Below are 18678 nucleotides of genomic sequence, written 5' to 3' on the forward strand. Positions count from 1 at the left end.
TTTTTTATTAAATAAACAATCCAGCGATTGTCGCAGATAAAATAGAAGCAAGTGTTGATGCAAATAACATTTTCCAACCAAATTTAGAAACGATGCTTCCTTGTTTTTCAGAAAGGGCACGAATTGTACCAACAATCGCACCAATTTGGCTAATACTTGCGAAGCTAATTAAGAATACTGTAACGATTCCAACTGTACGTGGAGATAATGTTGTTGCAACATCTTTTAAATCAAGGATTGCTACAAACTCGTTTAATACAATCTTCGTACCCATGATACCACCAGCTGGGATAATATCTTGAGTTGGAATACCCATTAAGAATGCGAATGGAGCAAGTATATAACCGAAGATTTGTTGTAACGTAACAGCATATCCTATTGCACCTGAAGCTGCGCTAATTACGTAGTTTACAACTTCCATTACACCGATGAAGGCAATCATTAATGCGGCAACGATACCAGCTACTTTTAAACCATCAAGCGCACCGTTAATCATTGCACCGATAAAGCTGTCACCGAATAAAGTTCTATCAAATTTTTGAATCACTTCATCTTCTTTCTTCGTATCAACGGGTGTTAATAACGAACAAACGATCAAGCTTGAGAATAAGTTTAGCGGAAGAGCTGCTAGTACATATTTCGCATCTAACATCATTACGTATGATGCTGTAACAGAAGCAGAAACTGAGCTCATCGCAGAACAACAAATGATAAACATACGGTTTTTGTTAAAATGCTGTAAATCATTTTTAATAACGATTAACGCTTCACTTGAACCGAAGAATACAGAGTTTACTGCGTGGAATGACTCGACGCGTGGTAAACCAGTAATTTTTGAAATTGCACCGCCGACAACACGAACGATGAATGGTAAAACACCTAAATAACTAAAGATAGAAAGTAGTGCTGAGAAAAATACGATAATTAATAATACGTTTAAGAAAAAGACAAAATCTCTTTGAATTCCATTAAAGAGAAAATCGACGCCTGTCGTACCAAGTTTAATTAGTTTGTTGAAAACTTTACCAATGAAAATAATGATTTGTTGACCAATCTTTGTGCCAAACATAAACCAACCGATTAAAATTTGAAAACCAATCATAATAGCAATTGCACGGAAGTTGATTTTACTTCTATTGTTTGACAAAGCAAAGCATAAACCTAAAACGACAAGAATACCGATAATGCTCATTACATATTGCATGTAGTTGCCCCTTTCAGAAGTTCGTATAAAGTTTGTACATAAAACGCTCGTTATATTACTAAAAATAAAACAAAGAGGTTTTATGTCATACGTAAGATGTCTGACCTTTTAGAAAAATAAAAATAAAAAAAGACCCATATGGATTCACTTTCATCTATGAGAGAAAGCTAATCAATATGAGTCCTTTTTTGCACATAGGCTAATATTCATTAGTTTTCCCCATAGTCCAGCAATTTAAGGTTGCCGGGTAGAAACTCTCGATCCATATTATCGAGTATATATGAGGTAACATCGTCCGTATTAAATTAGTAGTAGCGTAACATTAACAGAGAACTATCGTCAATAGCTTTTTTTCTTCCGATAGAAATAGACCATATAAGTATGATAAAATGTAACGCAGTGTTATGAAAAAGAGAGGTCGGAAAATGAGTACAAAAATGACGCCACCAGTTGAGAAAAACGAGTTTATAGATGTAGTATTTGAAGATTTAACACATGATGGTGCCGGTGTTGCGAAAGTAAAAGGCTATCCTATTTTCGTGAAAAACGGATTACCAGGTGAAGAAGCACAAATTAAAATTATTAAAGTGAAGAAAAACTTCGCATTCGGTCGTTTAATGAATCTTCATACAGAGAGTCCGTATCGTAAAGATGCAGAATGCCCAGTGTACAATCAGTGCGGCGGTTGTCAGCTTCAGCACTTAACATATGAAGGACAATTACAAGCGAAAGAAAAACAAGTACGTGACGTTATGCAGCGTATTGGCGGATTAAGCGATGTTCCTGTGCACCCTGTACTTGGTATGAAGAACCCATGGGTATACCGTAACAAAGCACAAGTACCAATTGGAGAACGTGAAGGTGGACTTGTAGCTGGTTTCTATCGCCAAGGAACACATGACATCATTAATATGGAATCATGTTTAATTCAGGCTGAAGAAAACGATACATTAATCCAGGAAGTAAAACGTATTTGTGAAAAACATGGTATTTCGGCATACAACGAAGAGCGTAATAAAGGAACACTTCGCCACGTAATGGCTCGTTACGGACAAGTAACAGGGGAAATTATGCTTGTCTTCATTACTCGTACAGCAGAACTACCAAACAAAAAAGCAATCATTGAAGAAATTGCAGCGAAATTCCCAGAAGTAAAATCGATTGTTCAAAACGTAAACACAAAACGTACAAACGTTATTTTCGGAGACACAACGACAGTACTGTACGGATCAGAATACATTTATGACTTTATCGGTGACATTAAATTTGCAATTTCAGCACGTTCATTCTATCAAGTAAACCCAGAACAAACGAAAGTGTTATACGATAAAACGTTAGAATATGCGAAACTAGATGGCAACGAAACAGTAATTGATGCCTATTGCGGAATTGGATCAATCTCCTTATTCCTAGCGCAAAAAGCGAAAAAAGTGTACGGCGTTGAAATCGTCCCGGAAGCAATTGAAGACGCAAACCGAAACGCAGCATTAAACAACATGACAAACGCTGAATTTGGCGTAGGAGAAGCAGAAGTAGTCATTCCAAAATGGTACAAAGAAGGCGTAAACGCTGACACAATGGTCGTAGATCCACCGCGTAAAGGTTGTGATGAGGCACTACTTAACACAATCATCGACATGAAACCAAAACGCGTCGTATACGTATCATGTAACCCAGCAACATTAGCACGTGACTTAAAAGTACTAGAAGAAGGCGGATATAAAACGCAGGAAGTACAGCCTGTTGACATGTTCCCGCATACAACTCATGTGGAGTGTGTAGCTTGGCTTAAGTTGGTATAATAGGAAAGCAGTTGATATAGGAAAATCTATACCATCTGCTTTTTGGTTTATTGAGAGTTTGAAATTGCATTCATAGTGAGAGGATTTGAATTTGAAATGATAGATAATTTTTGGCGTGATTTACCACGACCATTTTTCGTACTTGCACCAATGGAAGATGTGACAGACGTTGTTTTTCGTCACGTAGTAAGTGAAGCTGGTCGCCCAGACGTATTCTTCACAGAGTTCACAAACTCGGATAGCTATTGTCATCCAGAAGGTATGAAAAGTGTACGTGGCCGTTTAATTTTCACAGAAGATGAACAACCGATCGTGGCGCATATTTGGGGAGATAATCCTGAATATTTCCGTCAAATGAGTATTGGTATGGCAGAGTTAGGATTTAAAGGCATCGATATTAACATGGGTTGCCCTGTACCGAACGTAGCATCAAGAGGAAAAGGTAGTGGCCTTATTCTACGTCCAGACGTTGCGGCAGAACTTATTCAAGCAGCAAAAGCGGGCGGACTACCTGTCAGCGTAAAAACGCGACTGGGCTTTAAAGAGTTAAGCGAATGGGAAGATTGGTTAACGCATATTTTCAAACAAGATATCGCAAACCTGTCTATTCACTTACGTACAAGAGAAGAAATGAGCCAAGTGGATGCGCACTGGGAACTAATTCCGGAAATTAAAAAATTACGTGACCGTATCGCACCAAATACGCTAATAACAATCAACGGAGACATTCCTGACCGTAAAATCGGACTGGAACTTGCTGAAAAATACGGCATTGATGGTGTTATGATCGGACGAGGTATCTTTAAAAATCCATTTGCTTTCGAAAAAGAACCAAGAGAGCATAGCAGTAAAGAACATCTAGATCTTTTAAGACTACAACTTGATCTTCAAGATCAATATGCAGAAGTATTACCACGTTCTATCACAGGACTACATCGCTTCTTCAAAATTTATGTAAAAGGCTTCCCAGGAGCTGCTGAACTAAGAAATCAATTGATGAGCACAAAATCAACTGATGAAGTACGCGCATTACTTGATAAGTTTGAGGCGAGTGTGAATGTGGTAGAAGATAGTGAAACGGTGTAACTCCCTGAAGTAGAGGGAAATGGATTCTATTTATTTAGTTTTGACTTCTGTTGTCGATTGCAATGGAAAGAAAACAGTTTTATAGAAGTATTGAACTAATCAACACTTTTATGCTTCCACGTATACTCTGTATATGTTGAGTGAGTGGCTGATGTGTAGAGGTGGTTTGAATAAGCGGACACATAAAAAATCCAAATCCTGAAGGAGGAGTTTGGATTTTTTATCTGTCTGTATTTGAATATAGCTAATGAACTGAATTGAAATTTTTTATTTGATCTTCTGAAGGCGTATAAAAAGACAGAATGGTGTTCTCAATTCTTGAGCTTAGATTTGTTATGAGTTGAAGAATAGGTACTAGTTGATATCTTGGTGGATACTGGCCGTAAAGTAATTATAATATTCTTTGTATCATTGTCTGTAGCTGATACAGAAAAATTACTTTATTGAAAATCATTATTTCTTAATATACAATTGAGTTGGATTGCGTTTGATTTCGCAGATATAAAAAACTTTGTCTGTTACATAGTTAACATAGGTGGCTTTAATAAAGACGTCTATGTTAACTATGTAATATTAATTAAGGAGATCATTACCATGGAAAATAGTACAAAAACTCGAACGCTACTCGTTCCACAATACATGAAACAGTTTTCTTGTATAGGATCAAAGTGTGAAGATTCTTGTTGTATTGGATGGAGAGTCAATGTTGATGAAGATACTTATAAAAAATACCAAAAATCACGTGATTTGGAATTAAAACCACTTTTTAAAAAGAAAGTAACAAGAGAACGCTCAAACCCTACTACTAGTTCTTACGCTAAAATTAAAATGGATAAAGAAGGAAGATGTTCTTTCTTATCCGAAGAGAATCTTTGTAAGGTACAATTAAATTTAGGAGAAGATTACTTATGTAATACTTGTACGTTCTACCCGCGTTCTATTAATAGTATTAACGGTGTGATTGAGAAATCAGCGACTATTTCATGTCCTGAAGTCGCACGTTTAGCGTTGTTGAATCCCAATGGAATTGAATTTGATGAGATAGAGGAGCCAATCAGTAATCGTGAATTGATTGGGAAAAATTTAAGAACACATGACTTGAAAGGAAAAAATATGCAACAAAAATATTTTTGGGAATTACGTATTTTTTCTATTCAAGTTATACAAGATCGATCTTATACTTTAGCGGAGCGTCTAATTATGTTAGGAATGTTCTATCAAAAGATACAAAACCAAATTGATCAAGGTGATGTTCATGGAATTCCGGATACCATTTCTCAGTTTACTAAAGGGATGTCTAATCAAGGAATGAAAGAACAAATTGACAAAATACCTACCCAGCTAGCGTTGCAAATGAAACTATGTAAAGAATTAGTGGAGTATCGTGTTAGCCAATCAATTACAAGCCAACGATACATTGATTGTTTAAAAGAGATGTTAGAAGGTATTCAATATAGAGAAGAAGCATCTATTGAAGAAGTTACAGAGCACTATAAAAAGGCGTATGAACAATTTTATGAACCATTTATGACAGAACATGAGTACATTTTAGAAAACTACTTAGTCAATTATGTATTTAAAAATTTGTTCCCGCTCGGACAGAAAACGCTTTTCAATGATTATGTTATGTTAATCATTCACTATTCAATGATAAAACTCCATTTAATCGGTATGGCAGGTTTCCATAAAGGATTAACGAATGATTTAGTAATTAAGCTTATGCAATCTTTTGCTAAAACTGTTGAACATAACACGGTGTATTTAAAAAAAATATTCACTTTACTGAAGGAAAATGACTTAACAACAATGGCTTACATGGCAATTTTAGTGAAAAATTAGGTGGGGAATTTGAAAGTATCAAAATGAAAATTTTGATTCATGTCAGTAATATATAAATAAGATGAGTCGGATTGAGGAAGTAATATTCTAGAGTATCCAATTAATGCTAAGATAGGATTTATGAGGGGATATTTAAATTTCTAGTGCTGAAGTGGCAGTGAAAATGTTAAAAATGGATTAGAAACCAATCATAATTTTCTTCAAAATATAGGTATTAACGGAGACATTCCTGACCGTAAAATCGGACTGGAACTTGCTGAAAAATACGGTATTGATGGTGTTATGATCGGACGAGGTATCTTTAAAAATCCATTTGCTTTCGAAAAAGAACCAAGAGAGCATAGCAGTAAAGAACATCTAGATCTTTTAAGACTACAACTTGATCTTCAAGATCAATATGCAGAAGTATTACCACGTTCTATCACAGGACTACATCGCTTCTTCAAAATTTATGTAAAAGGCTTCCCAGGAGCTGCTGAACTAAGAAATCAATTGATGAGCACAAAATCAACTGATGAAGTACGCGCATTACTTGATAAGTTTGAGGCGAGTGTGAATGTGGTAGAAGATAGTGAAACGGTGTAACTCCCTGAAGTAGAGGGAAATGGATTCTATTTATTTAGTTTTGACTTCTGTTGTCGATTGCAATGGAAAGAAAACAGTTTTATAAAAGTATTGAACCAACCAGCACTTTTGTATTTCTGCGTATACTCTGTGTATGTGGAACTTGTGACTGGCGTGTAGAGATATTTTGAATAGGCAGATGGGAATCTTGACTCAGATGAGTAGGGGTTCCCATCTGTTTTTTTGTTTTAATGTATTAAAATGTGTACATTGTTACCTGAATGGAGTGGTATTTGTTTTATTTTAGGTAAGCTGATTTGTACCATAAGTAAATGAATGTTTGTGGCTGTATGAACTTTAGTAATGACAACGTATGTATCTCGCAACTAAGTAATAAAAATATTAAATGATTATGCAAACAATTCCTATATTAAATCTATAAAAAACATTATAATAGTGAGAAATATGAAATATTTTGTCGAATTAGTAATGATTGAATAGTAAACTGATAGTATTGATTGGTTTTAAATAAGAATTTAAGTTTGAATATAAATAGATATTTTCAATGAAATGGAGTTCGTTTTTATGTTGAAGGAACAAACGAGGTATTCTCGACTTGCGAATATAACTAAAATGATTAATACAAAGCTGGATTTACGTGAAGTTTTAGAGCAAGTCACAATAGCAATTTCTGAAGAAATTGTTCAATGCGATTCTGTTGGTATATATTTACCGCAGGAAGATGGGACGTTTAGGGGGTATGTAGGAAAACCGGAAGTTATTAATGGATGGACACTGGATATGCATGTCATTGATACAGATATTGATCTGCTGGCGAAAGAAGTAATTGAAACAAAAAAAGCCATCTATATACCTGATACATCAAAGGATAGTAGGCCGGATCCGAGAGCAGTGGAAGGGTTTCGAATTAAATCTTTATTCGTACTTCCTATCTCTTTTGAAGAAGAGTTATTTGGTCTAGTTTTTTTATTTGATTACGGAATTCCTATGAATTTAACAGAGTCAGAAATTCAAACAGTTGAGGCATATGTGAATATGGCGGCTGTTGCCATTCAAAATGCGAACAATTTAACTCATAAGGTAAACCTTATTGCTGAAAAGCAGCTCTTGCTTGATGTGACACGGGATCTATCTATGTGTTCCTCCATGCAGGAGAGTCTTGACACTTGTTTTTCTTATTTGGGAAAGGTTTTAGGTAATTATAATATCGGAGTTCATTTACTAGAGCCTTTAGCGGAGAAAAGAATTAGACCAGTGAAATTAAGTAAGGATTCCGAGTGGACAGAAGAAGACTGGATGAAGACACACGATAAGATACAATTTGATCAAAGCAATGATAGAGTCACGCAAGAGGTTATTAAGACAAAAAAACCAATCTGGATTCCAGATGTTTATACAGATTCACGGCCAAACCATGATGTTTGTCGTAATTTTGACATGAAGGGACTTTTGATGCTGCCACTGGTTTCAATGGGAGAGGTATTAGGGCAAATATCTGTAGTCAATCTAGGTGATAGTAATTTCAATTATTCTGAAGCACAAATACAGCTGTCACAATCTATTGTCGATGCAACTACCTCCACGCTATCAAACCTTTTATATATGGAAAAACAGGAAGTCATTATCGAAGAGAGAACCTCAGAAATTACCGTGAAAAATAAGGAACTGGAACGAGTAATAACGGAATTGCAGCAGCTTAGCCGTGAGAAAGAATTGATTCTCAATTCTGCCGGGGAAGGGATTTTTGGTTTAGACCTTGAAGGGAATATAACCTTTTGTAATCCAGCCGGTGCCTCCATGTTAGGCTATGATATGAAAAATGAATTAATAGGAAAACCATCTAGTATGGTTTTCAACGGAATTGAAACAGGAAAGAAAAAGCAGGTGGCCTCAGGTTGTGATGAGAATTGGAGTCTGTACGATAAAACCGAGCAATTTTTTAGAAAAGATCAATCCAGATTTCCAGTGGAGTATGTTATTTCCTCTATAAAAGAAGGGACCGAGATTGTCGGAGAAGTTATTACCTTTAAAGATGTAACCCAAAGGAAACAAATGGAGGAAGAAATAAAATATCATGCTTATTTTGATAGTTTAACAGATTTACCTAACAGAGTTCTATTAAAGGACAGGCTAACCCAAGGGCTGACATATGCTCAATTAAATGCTGAAAAATTAGCAGTTCTGTATTTGGATTTAGACAGGTTTAAATTTGTGAATGACACACTTGGACATAGCTTCGGTGATCTATTGCTACGAGAAGTTGCAAACCGATTAAGTGCTTGCGTCTCCAAAAGTGCTACGGTATCGAGGCAGGGCGGGGATGAATTTACCATTTATTTACCTAATATCAAAAGTGAAAAAGAAGTGTTAAAGGTAGTAAATCGTGTCATTGATTCTTTTTCAAGGCCTTTTCAGTTAGTAGACAATGAAATCTATATGAAAACAAGTATTGGTATTAGTATATTTCCTGATAACGGTGATACGACTGAAATCTTAATTAAAAATGCAGACACAGCTATGTACAAATCTAAAGAAATATCAGGAAGTAGCTATCATTTCTTCAGTGAAGGGATGGATACCAGAACTTTTGAAAGCGTCAAGCTAGAAAATGATTTGTATAAGGCTTTGGAACAAGATGAACTGGAAATCTATTACCAACCTCAAATAAATGGTAAAACGAATAAGATTGAGGGAGTAGAGGCTTTAATTAGGTGGAACCATCGAGAACATGGGATGATATCGCCTGATCAATTTATCCCAATAGCTGAAGAAACCGGATTAATAGTTCCGATAGGTGAATGGGTTCTGGAAGAGGCCTGCAAGCAATTAAAGAAATGGCACGATCAAGGATTTCCATTAATTAGTATGTCGGTGAATTTATCTGCACGTCAATTTGAACAAAGTGATTTATTTGCTGTCATAAAAAACGTTTTAGAGAAAGTAGAGCTATCACCGAAGTATATACAACTAGAACTCACGGAAAATTTAATTGTTAAAAATACAGAATCGACTTTAAAAACAATGAAGAAATTAAAAGGTCTAGGGATAAACCTCGCTATTGATGATTTTGGCACTGGTTATTCATCTTTAGGGTATTTAAAAAGCTTACCTATTTCAACATTGAAAATTGATAAGTCTTTTGTGCGTGATATGACAAAAGATGATGCAGCCATTACGAATACTATTATTACGCTGGCTAAAAATTTGAATCTTGACGTTATTGCTGAAGGTGTTGAGACAAAAGAGCAGGTCGAATTTTTATATGCACGAAATTGTTATTTGATGCAAGGGTATTTTTTCAGTCGTCCTATAACGGCTGAAGACATAGAAAAACTTTTTAATAGAGAAATCAATTTTAAATGAATGGGGAATAAACATGAGAGCAGCTCGAAATGTATTAGAATATTTAATAGCTAATGAAGTTCAACATATATTTGGTATTCCAGCCGGTTCTGTAAATGCGTTTTTCGATGAGTTGTATGATATTCCTGAATTAACACCAATTGTAGCAAAGCATGAAGGTGCCGCATCCTATATGGCTGCCGCTTATGCTAAATATACAAATCGGCTAAGTGTATGTATTGGTTGTAGCGGACCAGGTGCTACAAATCTTGTAACAGGCGCTGCCAATGCTATGCGAGAGCATTTACCCGTTTTATTCATTACAGGTGCTGTACCCATGAATACCGTAGGCTTGAATGCATCACAAGAATTAGATGTAGAACCAGTCTTCAGGTCTGTTACAAAATATAGCGTTACGGTTAATGATGTAAAGGATGTACTTAAAGAAGTTGCACTAGCTATCGAAATTGCTCTATCCGGAGTACCAGGACCCGTCCATGTTGCGATCCCGATTGATATTCAACACGAAAATATAGGAAGTGTTGAAATGCCGCCACTTCCTAAAAGACTTCCTATTGTTCCTGATCTAGGCACAATAAAAGAAACAGCTAGAGAACTAGTAAAAAGGGATAAGGGTTATATTTTTGCAGGACAGGGAATAAGAAATTCTGTTGAATCATTAATAGAGTTGGCAGAACTGCTGAATTGGCCGATTATAACAACTCCACAAGCAAAGGGATATATCCCTGAAGAACATCCGCTTTTAGTCGGAGTGTTTGGATTTGCTGGTCATGAGGCTGCTTCCACGTTGATTAATGAGGGGGATGGAGAAGCATTATTGATTGTAGGCTCCAGCTTGGGAGAAACTGCGACAAATAACTATAATGGAAACTTGATAAAAGATCGCTTCTCTGTTCAAATGGATTTTGACCAATCTGTCTTTAATCGGAAGTACACAGTGGATATTCCAGTACTAGGCGATATAAATTTAAGTTTATTATTGTTAATAGAAGAATTAAAAGCTTTAGGTTTGCAAAAGGAAAGCACTGAGCTTACCGCTGAAAAGAAGAAAGTGGAAGAGAATACGGAGGAATATAATACGAAAAATGTTCTCCTGACGCTTCAAAAATGTTTACCGTCAACTACTAGATATTCTATTGATATTGGTGAATTTATGGCGTATGTCATCCACCACATGAAGGTAGTAGATATTGATACTTATAATATTAATGTGCATTTCGGCGCAATGGGAAGCGGGATTGGTTCAGCGATTGGTTCAAAACTAGCTGAACCGGGACGCCCTGTTGTATGTGTTACAGGTGATGGCTGCTTCTTCATGCATGGAATGGAAATATTGACGGCAAAGGAATATAATTTACCAATTTTATTTGTTGTGATGAATAATGCCCGTTTAGGGATGGTATATCACGGTCATTCGTTACAGTTCCGTAGAACTCATCCATCCTTTGAACAGGAATCAATTCATATTAGTGCAATGGCCGCGGCTATGAATATACCAAGTTACAGAATCACTGAACTAGAAGATATCAATCAAGATGTTATAGACGGCTTAATGAATTCAAATGGGCCAGCAGTACTAGAGGTAGCTTTAGTCGATAATAATACTCCTCCTATGGGAGATAGAGTTAAATTTTTATCGTCTTTTGGAAAATAAGTGTATTTTATTCACCATAAAAAAAACATATAGGGAATCCCTATATGTTTTTTTTTATAAAGATGGATATGAATTGTGAATTTCCTTAAGGATCATTCCGATGATCTGCCCTTTATGGGCATCTGGAATTGCTTCTCCAGATGGATTTGAGTAATAGTAATAACTGGATCCTTCATCGCAAGAGAATCCAAAGTTTGTTAAAGATTGCTGTAGTGCCTTTGGCAATTCCTCTAATCCAGTTTGTTCAGTGAAATAGTCGGTAGGAAAAATTTTCACATCGACATCTCCTGATCCGGTATGAACAACAAATAAGTCTTGCTTATCCTGAACAACCCACTGGTCTTTAGAGAATAAAGAAATTCTTGCTCCCTCTAAAGAGGATATCGCATCTAAGTTAATACCAAAAATTTGATTGATAAGTTGGCGAATCTCTATTCCTGTCACTTTTTCCCCGTAATGAGCAAGAGTAGAATCTATGGCCATTTTAGCAATGTTCTCAGTTGAGGAAATCGCACCTGCTATTATCCACTCTTTTGATAGGACAGGTTTAGTTGTTAAATCAAATTTGAAAATAGACATTACAATGTTGCAAATCTCGGTACTGGTTATTTTTCCTTGATAAGAATCAAGGTGTTTGTCCATTAATTCTACTTTTTTTACTCGGTCTAAACCTTTTTCTAACATGAGTAACAAACTCCAATCTTAAAAATAAAGTATGCTTTTTTATCCGTAACATAGAAAGAGTTTACAAATTACTTGCCCTTCCGCCGAAAATATAAGCTGGAAATTCTCCACTCAACTGAAAGCCCTTAAAATGCTGTTACTCTATTATACTAATTAATATCTGTGTATTGTTATAAAAAAATAATATAGGTAAGGGTGACTCGAAAAGCATTAATCCAGCTAAGACTACAAAACCTACCTTTAAAATGTTAAAGTAGTAACTTGACGACATTCATTTACACATGCTAAAAGCATTACTATAATCAACACTTCAGGAGGAAAAACAATGGCAATGAGCAACAACGATATATTAAAAAGAGTAAGGTACGCTTTAGATATAAGAGATATAGATATGGTAGAAATCTTTAAACTTGGTGGTATGGAAGTAACGAAAGAAGACGTAGTTGATATGCTTACAAAGATAAAGAGAGCGCCTCAGCATGAAGCTGAAAATGATGAGGTAGCTGAAGATGAGTACGTATTAACATGCGATATGATGATGTTAGAGGCATTTTTCAATGGATTTATTACTTTAAAAAGAGGGAAGCAAGATCCGAAACCAGGACAACCGGCACCTGTACAAAGCAAAGAGAGTGCGAATAACCTTCTTCTAAAGAAAATGAAAATTGCACTATCTTTAACGAGTGAAGATGTACTTGATATATTAGATAGCGTAGGCGTTACGGTAACAAAGGGAGAACTAGGAGCCCTATTAAGAAAAAAAGGCCATAAAAATTACAAAGAGTGCGGCGATAGATACGCAAGGAATTTCATTAAGGGATTAGGTGTAAAGTATAGAGGGTAATGAGTGTGCTAAAGCGGTAAATGATATAATAGGTAGAGTAGGGCGTTCGTGTCCTATTCTTTTTTATATGTAAAAATAATCATAAACGAATAGGTTAGAGGAGAAATGGGATTGGGCTCAGAAAACACGTAAGGAAATGTAGGAGAAGGTATCTTGTAAAGGTTAAGCTTTGAATATTAGATTAGTGGGTCGGATTTTGCTGTATAATAGCAGTGGAATATAAGAAGCAGGTAAGGAAGAAACTAAGGAATTTAAAGGGGTTAAAATCTATAAGTCATACGTGAAGTGTAACACTAAACTAGAATAATTTTAAAAATTTTATAGTTTAGTGTTAACAATCCAGTATTAGATATAGACTTCCTTACAAAATGCTGTAGTGTTACCTATTTTATAGAGTTTGATTCTATACATGTATGGATTGCCCTCGCAATCCTTACACTTAAGAAGGATGAAAGACCCTTTCTTAACTCGTCTGCTTTAGATGTAAAAGAAACATAATCCTTTTCTGTTTCCCTTACGTTAGATGTAAAAGAAACATAATCCTTTTCTGCTTCTATTATAATCTTTAAAACTTTTTCCAGTTTTCTTATTTTGTTCTTCAACTCAAAAGATTTAGCAAATCCAAAGGTAACCTTAAGTTGATTTTTTAACATCTTAATTTCAGCTTTGAATATTTCCGATAAGAGACGATGATCACTTTGATCATAATCCTTTACTGTATAAAAATGTAGCATGTCCATATAATTAGGAACCTTTTTATAAAAACCCCTATAAATGGAAGGTTTTAGTTTTTGGAAAAGAAGATATCCTGATGTAGAGTAAGTACAATCCTCATATACCCAATTGTTATAGTTGGTACTCATGGCGATGAAATCTTTGTAAAGGGACTCCAAGGCTTTAATTTTTTCTTGATAAAAAGAGACTTCGTTAGAATCTTTTTCTTTACTTAGTTCCTCTAATTGCTTAAGGATATAGGAACTTTTTCCCTCTGAGTACCCCTTGATATAATTTAAAAAAATGTAAATATACTCGTTAAGAATTTCCTCCTTTTTTTCATAAGTCCACAATTCATTAGCAAACGCAATGAATTCGTGTTCTATAGATTTCGGAAATGTCTGAATGGTATTGGCGATTTTTGTAAGTGCTATCTGATATTGTTCGATTACTAATTTATTATCCTCAATAGCTTCTTTTTTCATTCTTTCTCTATTAGCTTCATCAGCAGCAATTCGTTCTTGTTCTTTAATGCGAAATTCTTTTAAGATTTCATTAACTTCTTCTTTCATAGGAATAAAAGCATAGTCTACTAAAGCCTTTTCATAATATTGGCGACTAAAACTCATAGCTGCTTTTAATTTAGAAGCAGCAAAGCTATTCTCTCCTGATAGGGAAGCGTAACGAGCTTGCTCGTAGCAAATTTCTCCTTCTAAGATCCATAATTCAAAGGATTCTAATGAATCTTGCTCTTTTAATTTTGAAAATCTGTTAAAGGCACTGTTAATACATAAGTAAGATTGGCTGTTATTCCCCAATTGGTGATAAGTTGTTGCCATTAGTCTATACAAATTCAGTTTATAATCAGTATCATTAATTACTTCATCTGGTGCTCTTTTTAACGATTTTTCAGCGTATACTAAGGTCTCTTTATATAGTGACCTGTCAAAATATAATAACGTAGCACCATAGTAAGCAGGAAAACTTATAGGATTTAACTGTATAGCCTTTTCGTATTCCTCTAAAGCAGAGGATTTTTCATCTAATTCTATCAATCTGTTAGCTATAAAAATATGTTCCTCCGCCCCTGTTTGGTTAGGATTTTGAAGAGCGTACTGTATTTCCTTTAAAGATGCGTTCATTGAACCTAATTCTTCTTGTAAATCTAAATTAAAACTATAGATTTCATCAATCAATTCCTTTGTAGCAGACTCAATAGACTGTAAATCAGAAGAGATGTAAAAAAAAATTTGGTCCATATTTTGGACGTTTTGTGATAGTGTAGACAATCCGTCATTTGTAACTGAATTTAATGATTGAACTTCTCGATTTAATTCCTTTTGATTATAACCTTGTTGTAACAGGTGGTCCTTTATTCTATCGATATCTTGGCTAAGTACATTCATTAAAATAGATCCTCCTAAAATCATTGTAACAGTATTATATAATAATAATTTGATGATATATAGACAGGAAAAGTGAAAATCAACGATGGCGATACTGGGACAATATGCCGCATTTTGATGAACAAAAACAGTAGGAGATGGATAGCTTGCCGTGCGATATTCTGAAATACAATTTACCTGTCGATATTGCCCTACTTGGATTTTCATTGAATGCGAATTCAAATAGGGATAAATCACTTTTTTTACGCCATGTTTCTTATTTAGGAGTGTATAAAGAGTCTCTTTTCTTTTTTTTATGCTTCCAATAAAATGTTAAAGCAGCAAATGATATAATAGGTAGAGTAGGACGTTCGTATCCTACTCTTTTTTATATGTAAAATAATACGTTAGGTGATGAAATGGTACATACATATTTAGGTGAGACAATTAATTTTCATATAACTTATAAAAAGAAAAAGTCGGTGCGTCTTTTTGTAGATTCGTACGGAAATGTGGAAGTGCAGGCTCCAAAGGGAACACCTGTTGAATACCTAGTCCAGTTGCTAGAGGAGAAATGGGATTGGATTCAGAAAACACGTAAGGAAATGCAAGAGCGAGCGCTTGGACCGCAGGAAAAGGATTATGATCAAGGAGAGGGCTTTCTATATTTAGGAAATACGTATCCGATACAGATTTCTCAAGATGCAAGTATTACGCAAGACAGTGCAGTATTTGAAGGAGATAAGCTACATATTTATGTGGAAGAGCTTAAGGATGAGAAAATCCAGCAGGCTTTAAAACGATTTTACTATAAGCAGTGTAAGTCATTAGTAGAGAAGAGTATTAAAGAGCATCAAAGTAACTTCAAAACAAAACCGCGTTCTATTCGTATTACAGATAGTAGCCGCACATGGGGCACTTGTGATTCAAATTTACAGCTAACATTCAATTGGAAACTAGCGATGGCACCACAGCGAGTAATTGATTACGTAGTTGTTCATGAAATGTGTCATATGGTTCATTTAAATCATGATCGCTCTTTTTGGCGTCTTGTCGGGAAAATAATGCCTGATTATAAGGAAATGGAGAATTGGTTAGCGTTATCTAGTTGGAAGATGACGGTTTAGTAGTGAAGTAATTATTATTTTAAAGAGGTGACAGAGAAGGGCTAGACAGATACTTCTATTGATACCACAAGTATATAAAATGAAGTAGGGGAGAGTATGAAATGAAGGGGCTAAAAGTAACTTTTGCTGAAAATAATTATACGTTCATAAGAGAAACTAGCAAGGCTATAGAATTTGAGAATAGCAAAAATAAAGAAGTGGTATACTTGTTACATAATGTCGAAATTAGCATTGTGTTAAATCCTAAAACTGTAGAAAATAATGATAGTTTAATGAATAGAAGTAGTGGTAAATACCATAATACAGCGTTAAGACAATTCCCTAAGAGAAAGAACAAAGGGAAAAGCCTTATACATTATGGATATACGTTTAAATTTCAATCAGAAAATGAACTAAGTACTTTTTTAACTAATTTAAATGTAAGTTAAAATATATCTTTTTAAGAGGGATGAAACCTAACTATTGTTAAGGTTTCATCCCTCTTGGTTTCTACAAAATAAAATGTATATTATTATTTTGCAAATTGAACAGAATATGTTTCATTGTATTTTTCCATCTTATGGCCTTGATAGCCTTCAGCAAGCAACTTTTTTTGTCCATCAAAATCACTCATCGGAACCGTTTTAATATCAACCCAATCGTTCTCCTTATCCCCACGCAATTCCTTCACAAAAACATATCGCATACTCCCGCCATATTTCTCTTTCAATGCAGCAATCTCCATTCCTTGCGCGAACTTATCCTTCAAACTCGGAATGTTAAAAGGGGCAACGGTGCAGCAAACATAGTCGTATTTGCTATCTTCTTTTTGTAATTCGTTCATAATAACTGTCGCTAATATTTTTTGCATCCCATTTCCTCGGCAGTTCGGATGAACATTTGAGATTTCTTGATAGATGACGCGATGTAGTTCGCTTTCTGGTATGCCAATATCAAATCCTAAATGTTCATCGTCGATAGGAGGGACGAGTAGGGCACGAAATGCGATAAGTTCGTTTTCGATAAAAGCACCGATCATCATGCCGTTTCCTTCTAGAATGTATTGAAATTCTTCTAACGAGAGTGGTTGTAAGCGACTTTTATCCTCTAGCGCTTCAACTACAACGTTTTGTAGTGATAAGATTTGATTGATGTGCTCTAGTGATAGTAATGTAACGTGAAATGAATCGTTATTTTGTTTTAATGATCCTTTGTATAGAACTGTCATGCGTTAGTCCTCCTTTAGCGTACAACGTCTTGAAAGACGGTTAGTTCTTGTAATGTATCTTCGTTCATTTCAATGCCGAGTCCTGGCTTTTCGTTTAAGCGAATAAATGGTACGTCATAGTGTAAGTTTCCGATGTCTTTCGTGAACTTTAATGGACCTGTAAGTTCAACGCTCGTAATGATTTTTTTTGAGAAAGCGACATGGAATCCTGCAGAAGAGGCAACGGATGATTCGACCATGGATCCAACTTGGCATTCAATGCCGGCCATTTCTGCTTGGTGAGCGAGTTTTACAGCGGGATATATGCCACCGCATTTCATTAGTTTTATATTTACTTTATCAGCCGCGTCTAATTTAATGATTTGGCGCATTTCACGAGAACCTTTTAATCCTTCATCAATCATAAGCGGAAGGTCTGTTTTAGAACGAATGTGAGCCATTGCGTCAATATCGTCTGCGATAACAGGCTGTTCAATCCAGTCGATGTTTACATGACCTAATGAACGAAGTGCTGTTAATGTGTTGGCGCTATTTTTCCACCCTTGGTTTACATCAACACGAATCGCAATATCATTTCCTACACGTTCACGTACCGCTTCAATTCTTTTTACATCCTCTTTTACATTTGTACCGACTTTCATTTTGAATGATTCGTAACCTTTCTGAATCATAGAGGCAGCTTCTTCAGCCATGGCTTCAGGTTCGGCGATACTTAAGACGTGAGTGACAGGAAATTCTTCATGGTAGCGTCCACCAATTAATTGATATACAGGTTGATTTAGTTTTTTGCCCATTATATCAAAACAAGCAATATCTATTGCGGCTTTTGCAGTAGGAACACCGTAAATTGTATTATCCATCATATCGTGTATTTTCTCGATATTCATTGGATTTTTCCCAATGAGCGTAGGAGCAAGTGTATGTTTTAAAGTATGGAAAGTACTTTCCCATGATTCGCCTGTAACGTGATCATCAGCAACGCCCTCACCGTAGCCGATAATGCCTTCATCTGTTTCCATTTTGACGATAATAGAAGGCATATCAGAGTAAGAACCATAACTAATAACAAACGGATCGCGAAGCGGTAAACGAATTGCGTAAAGGTGAATAGCTGTAATTTTCATTGGGTAGAGACCCCTTCCTGTTTACAATAGTTTTGTACATTTGATATAGTTGACGTTAAA

Annotated in this window: 13 protein-coding genes, 1 pseudogene and 1 riboswitch; of the genes and pseudogenes, 9 read left to right on the forward strand and 5 right to left on the reverse strand. The window is 35.4% G+C overall.

Going from position 1 to position 18678, the window contains the following annotated elements; genetic code table 11:
- Nucleotides 1-7 precede the first annotated feature (7 nt).
- Nucleotides 8-1204 (reverse strand): NupC/NupG family nucleoside CNT transporter, encoded by a 1197-nt coding sequence (locus FS742_RS23575; protein ID WP_144615446.1) that lies wholly within the window; start codon nucleotides 1202-1204, stop codon nucleotides 8-10.
- A 202-nt stretch (nucleotides 1205-1406) separates the two neighbouring features.
- Nucleotides 1407-1508: riboswitch (purine riboswitch) on the reverse strand.
- A gap of 121 nt (nucleotides 1509-1629) precedes the next feature.
- Here FS742_RS23575 and rlmD point away from each other — a divergent pair.
- The 6 genes and pseudogenes from rlmD to FS742_RS23605 all read left to right on the forward strand — a co-directional run bounded on the left by rlmD (nucleotide 1630) and on the right by FS742_RS23605 (nucleotide 11533).
- The gene (gene rlmD / locus FS742_RS23580; protein ID WP_144615448.1) at nucleotides 1630-3006 is read left to right on the forward strand and encodes a 23S rRNA (uracil(1939)-C(5))-methyltransferase RlmD; all 1377 of its coding nucleotides are present in this window, start codon (nucleotides 1630-1632) and stop codon (nucleotides 3004-3006) included.
- Between the two features lie 96 nt (nucleotides 3007-3102).
- Nucleotides 3103-4092 (forward strand): tRNA dihydrouridine synthase, encoded by a 990-nt coding sequence (locus FS742_RS23585; protein ID WP_144615450.1) that lies wholly within the window; start codon nucleotides 3103-3105, stop codon nucleotides 4090-4092.
- 594 nt (nucleotides 4093-4686) lie between these two features.
- Nucleotides 4687-5931, forward strand: coding sequence for a flagellin lysine-N-methylase (fliB, locus tag FS742_RS23590; protein ID WP_144615452.1), 1245 nt, complete (start codon nucleotides 4687-4689; stop codon nucleotides 5929-5931).
- A 213-nt stretch (nucleotides 5932-6144) separates the two neighbouring features.
- A pseudogene (locus FS742_RS23595) lies at nucleotides 6145-6516 on the forward strand (tRNA-dihydrouridine synthase); the annotation flags it as partial.
- Between the two features lie 564 nt (nucleotides 6517-7080).
- Entirely contained in the window at nucleotides 7081-9879 is a 2799-nt protein-coding gene (locus FS742_RS23600; RefSeq protein ID WP_144615454.1) for an EAL domain-containing protein, read from the forward strand.
- A gap of 13 nt (nucleotides 9880-9892) precedes the next feature.
- A complete protein-coding gene (locus FS742_RS23605; protein WP_144615456.1) occupies nucleotides 9893-11533 on the forward strand; it encodes a thiamine pyrophosphate-binding protein in 1641 nt (546 codons plus the stop codon).
- Nucleotides 11534-11587: 54 nt separating this feature from the next.
- Here the strand turns inward: FS742_RS23605 and FS742_RS23610 are convergent, their stop codons facing one another.
- Complete coding sequence (locus tag FS742_RS23610) at nucleotides 11588-12217, reverse strand: hypothetical protein (RefSeq protein WP_144615659.1); 630 nt, start codon at nucleotides 12215-12217, stop codon at nucleotides 11588-11590.
- Nucleotides 12218-12542: 325 nt separating this feature from the next.
- On the opposite strand from FS742_RS23610, the gene FS742_RS23615 reads away from it, so the two are divergent.
- Nucleotides 12543-13061 carry a YehS family protein gene (locus FS742_RS23615; protein WP_144615458.1) on the forward strand — a complete coding sequence of 173 codons (519 nt, stop codon included), beginning with the start codon at nucleotides 12543-12545 and terminating at the stop codon, nucleotides 13059-13061.
- A 383-nt stretch (nucleotides 13062-13444) separates the two neighbouring features.
- Here FS742_RS23615 and FS742_RS23620 read toward each other — a convergent pair whose 3' ends face one another.
- A complete protein-coding gene (locus FS742_RS23620; RefSeq protein WP_144615460.1) occupies nucleotides 13445-15181 on the reverse strand; it encodes a tetratricopeptide repeat protein in 1737 nt (578 codons plus the stop codon).
- Between the two features lie 398 nt (nucleotides 15182-15579).
- Between FS742_RS23620 and FS742_RS23625 the strand changes: the two genes are divergently transcribed.
- Together FS742_RS23625 and FS742_RS23630 are read left to right on the forward strand one after the other, a co-directional pair.
- Nucleotides 15580-16287 carry a M48 family metallopeptidase gene (locus FS742_RS23625; protein ID WP_144615462.1) on the forward strand — a complete coding sequence of 236 codons (708 nt, stop codon included), beginning with the start codon at nucleotides 15580-15582 and terminating at the stop codon, nucleotides 16285-16287.
- 101 nt (nucleotides 16288-16388) lie between these two features.
- A complete protein-coding gene (locus FS742_RS23630; protein WP_144615464.1) occupies nucleotides 16389-16715 on the forward strand; it encodes a hypothetical protein in 327 nt (108 codons plus the stop codon).
- A gap of 83 nt (nucleotides 16716-16798) precedes the next feature.
- On the opposite strand, the gene FS742_RS23635 is transcribed toward FS742_RS23630, so the two are convergent.
- Both FS742_RS23635 and FS742_RS23640 read right to left on the reverse strand, forming a co-directional pair.
- Nucleotides 16799-17494, reverse strand: a complete 696-nt coding sequence (locus FS742_RS23635; RefSeq protein ID WP_144615465.1) for a GNAT family N-acetyltransferase — start codon at nucleotides 17492-17494, stop codon at nucleotides 16799-16801.
- 14 nt (nucleotides 17495-17508) lie between these two features.
- Nucleotides 17509-18618 (reverse strand): mandelate racemase/muconate lactonizing enzyme family protein, encoded by a 1110-nt coding sequence (locus FS742_RS23640; protein ID WP_144615467.1) that lies wholly within the window; start codon nucleotides 18616-18618, stop codon nucleotides 17509-17511.
- Nucleotides 18619-18678: the final 60 nt, after the last annotated feature.

Source organism: Bacillus cereus (assembly GCF_007678085.1).
Lineage (GTDB): Bacteria > Bacillota > Bacilli > Bacillales > Bacillaceae_G > Bacillus_A > Bacillus_A cereus_BE.

Bases quoted from the DNA above. Each gene is read 5' to 3' on its own strand.
- FS742_RS23585 (WP_144615450.1), top strand. From the start codon at position 3,103: ATGATAGATAATTTTTGGCGTGATTTACCACGACCATTTTTCGTACTT.
- FS742_RS23610 (WP_144615659.1), bottom strand. From the start codon at position 12,217: ATGTTAGAAAAAGGTTTAGACCGAGTAAAAAAAGTAGAATTAATGGAC.
- FS742_RS23630 (WP_144615464.1), top strand. From the start codon at position 16,389: ATGAAGGGGCTAAAAGTAACTTTTGCTGAAAATAATTATACGTTCATA.
- FS742_RS23635 (WP_144615465.1), bottom strand. From the start codon at position 17,494: ATGACAGTTCTATACAAAGGATCATTAAAACAAAATAACGATTCATTT.
- FS742_RS23600 (WP_144615454.1), top strand. From the start codon at position 7,081: ATGTTGAAGGAACAAACGAGGTATTCTCGACTTGCGAATATAACTAAA.
- FS742_RS23575 (WP_144615446.1), bottom strand. From the start codon at position 1,204: ATGCAATATGTAATGAGCATTATCGGTATTCTTGTCGTTTTAGGTTTA.
- FS742_RS23625 (WP_144615462.1), top strand. From the start codon at position 15,580: ATGGTACATACATATTTAGGTGAGACAATTAATTTTCATATAACTTAT.
- rlmD (WP_144615448.1), top strand. From the start codon at position 1,630: ATGAGTACAAAAATGACGCCACCAGTTGAGAAAAACGAGTTTATAGAT.
- FS742_RS23640 (WP_144615467.1), bottom strand. From the start codon at position 18,618: ATGAAAATTACAGCTATTCACCTTTACGCAATTCGTTTACCGCTTCGC.
- FS742_RS23605 (WP_144615456.1), top strand. From the start codon at position 9,893: ATGAGAGCAGCTCGAAATGTATTAGAATATTTAATAGCTAATGAAGTT.
- FS742_RS23615 (WP_144615458.1), top strand. From the start codon at position 12,543: ATGGCAATGAGCAACAACGATATATTAAAAAGAGTAAGGTACGCTTTA.
- FS742_RS23620 (WP_144615460.1), bottom strand. From the start codon at position 15,181: ATGAATGTACTTAGCCAAGATATCGATAGAATAAAGGACCACCTGTTA.
- fliB (WP_144615452.1), top strand. From the start codon at position 4,687: ATGGAAAATAGTACAAAAACTCGAACGCTACTCGTTCCACAATACATG.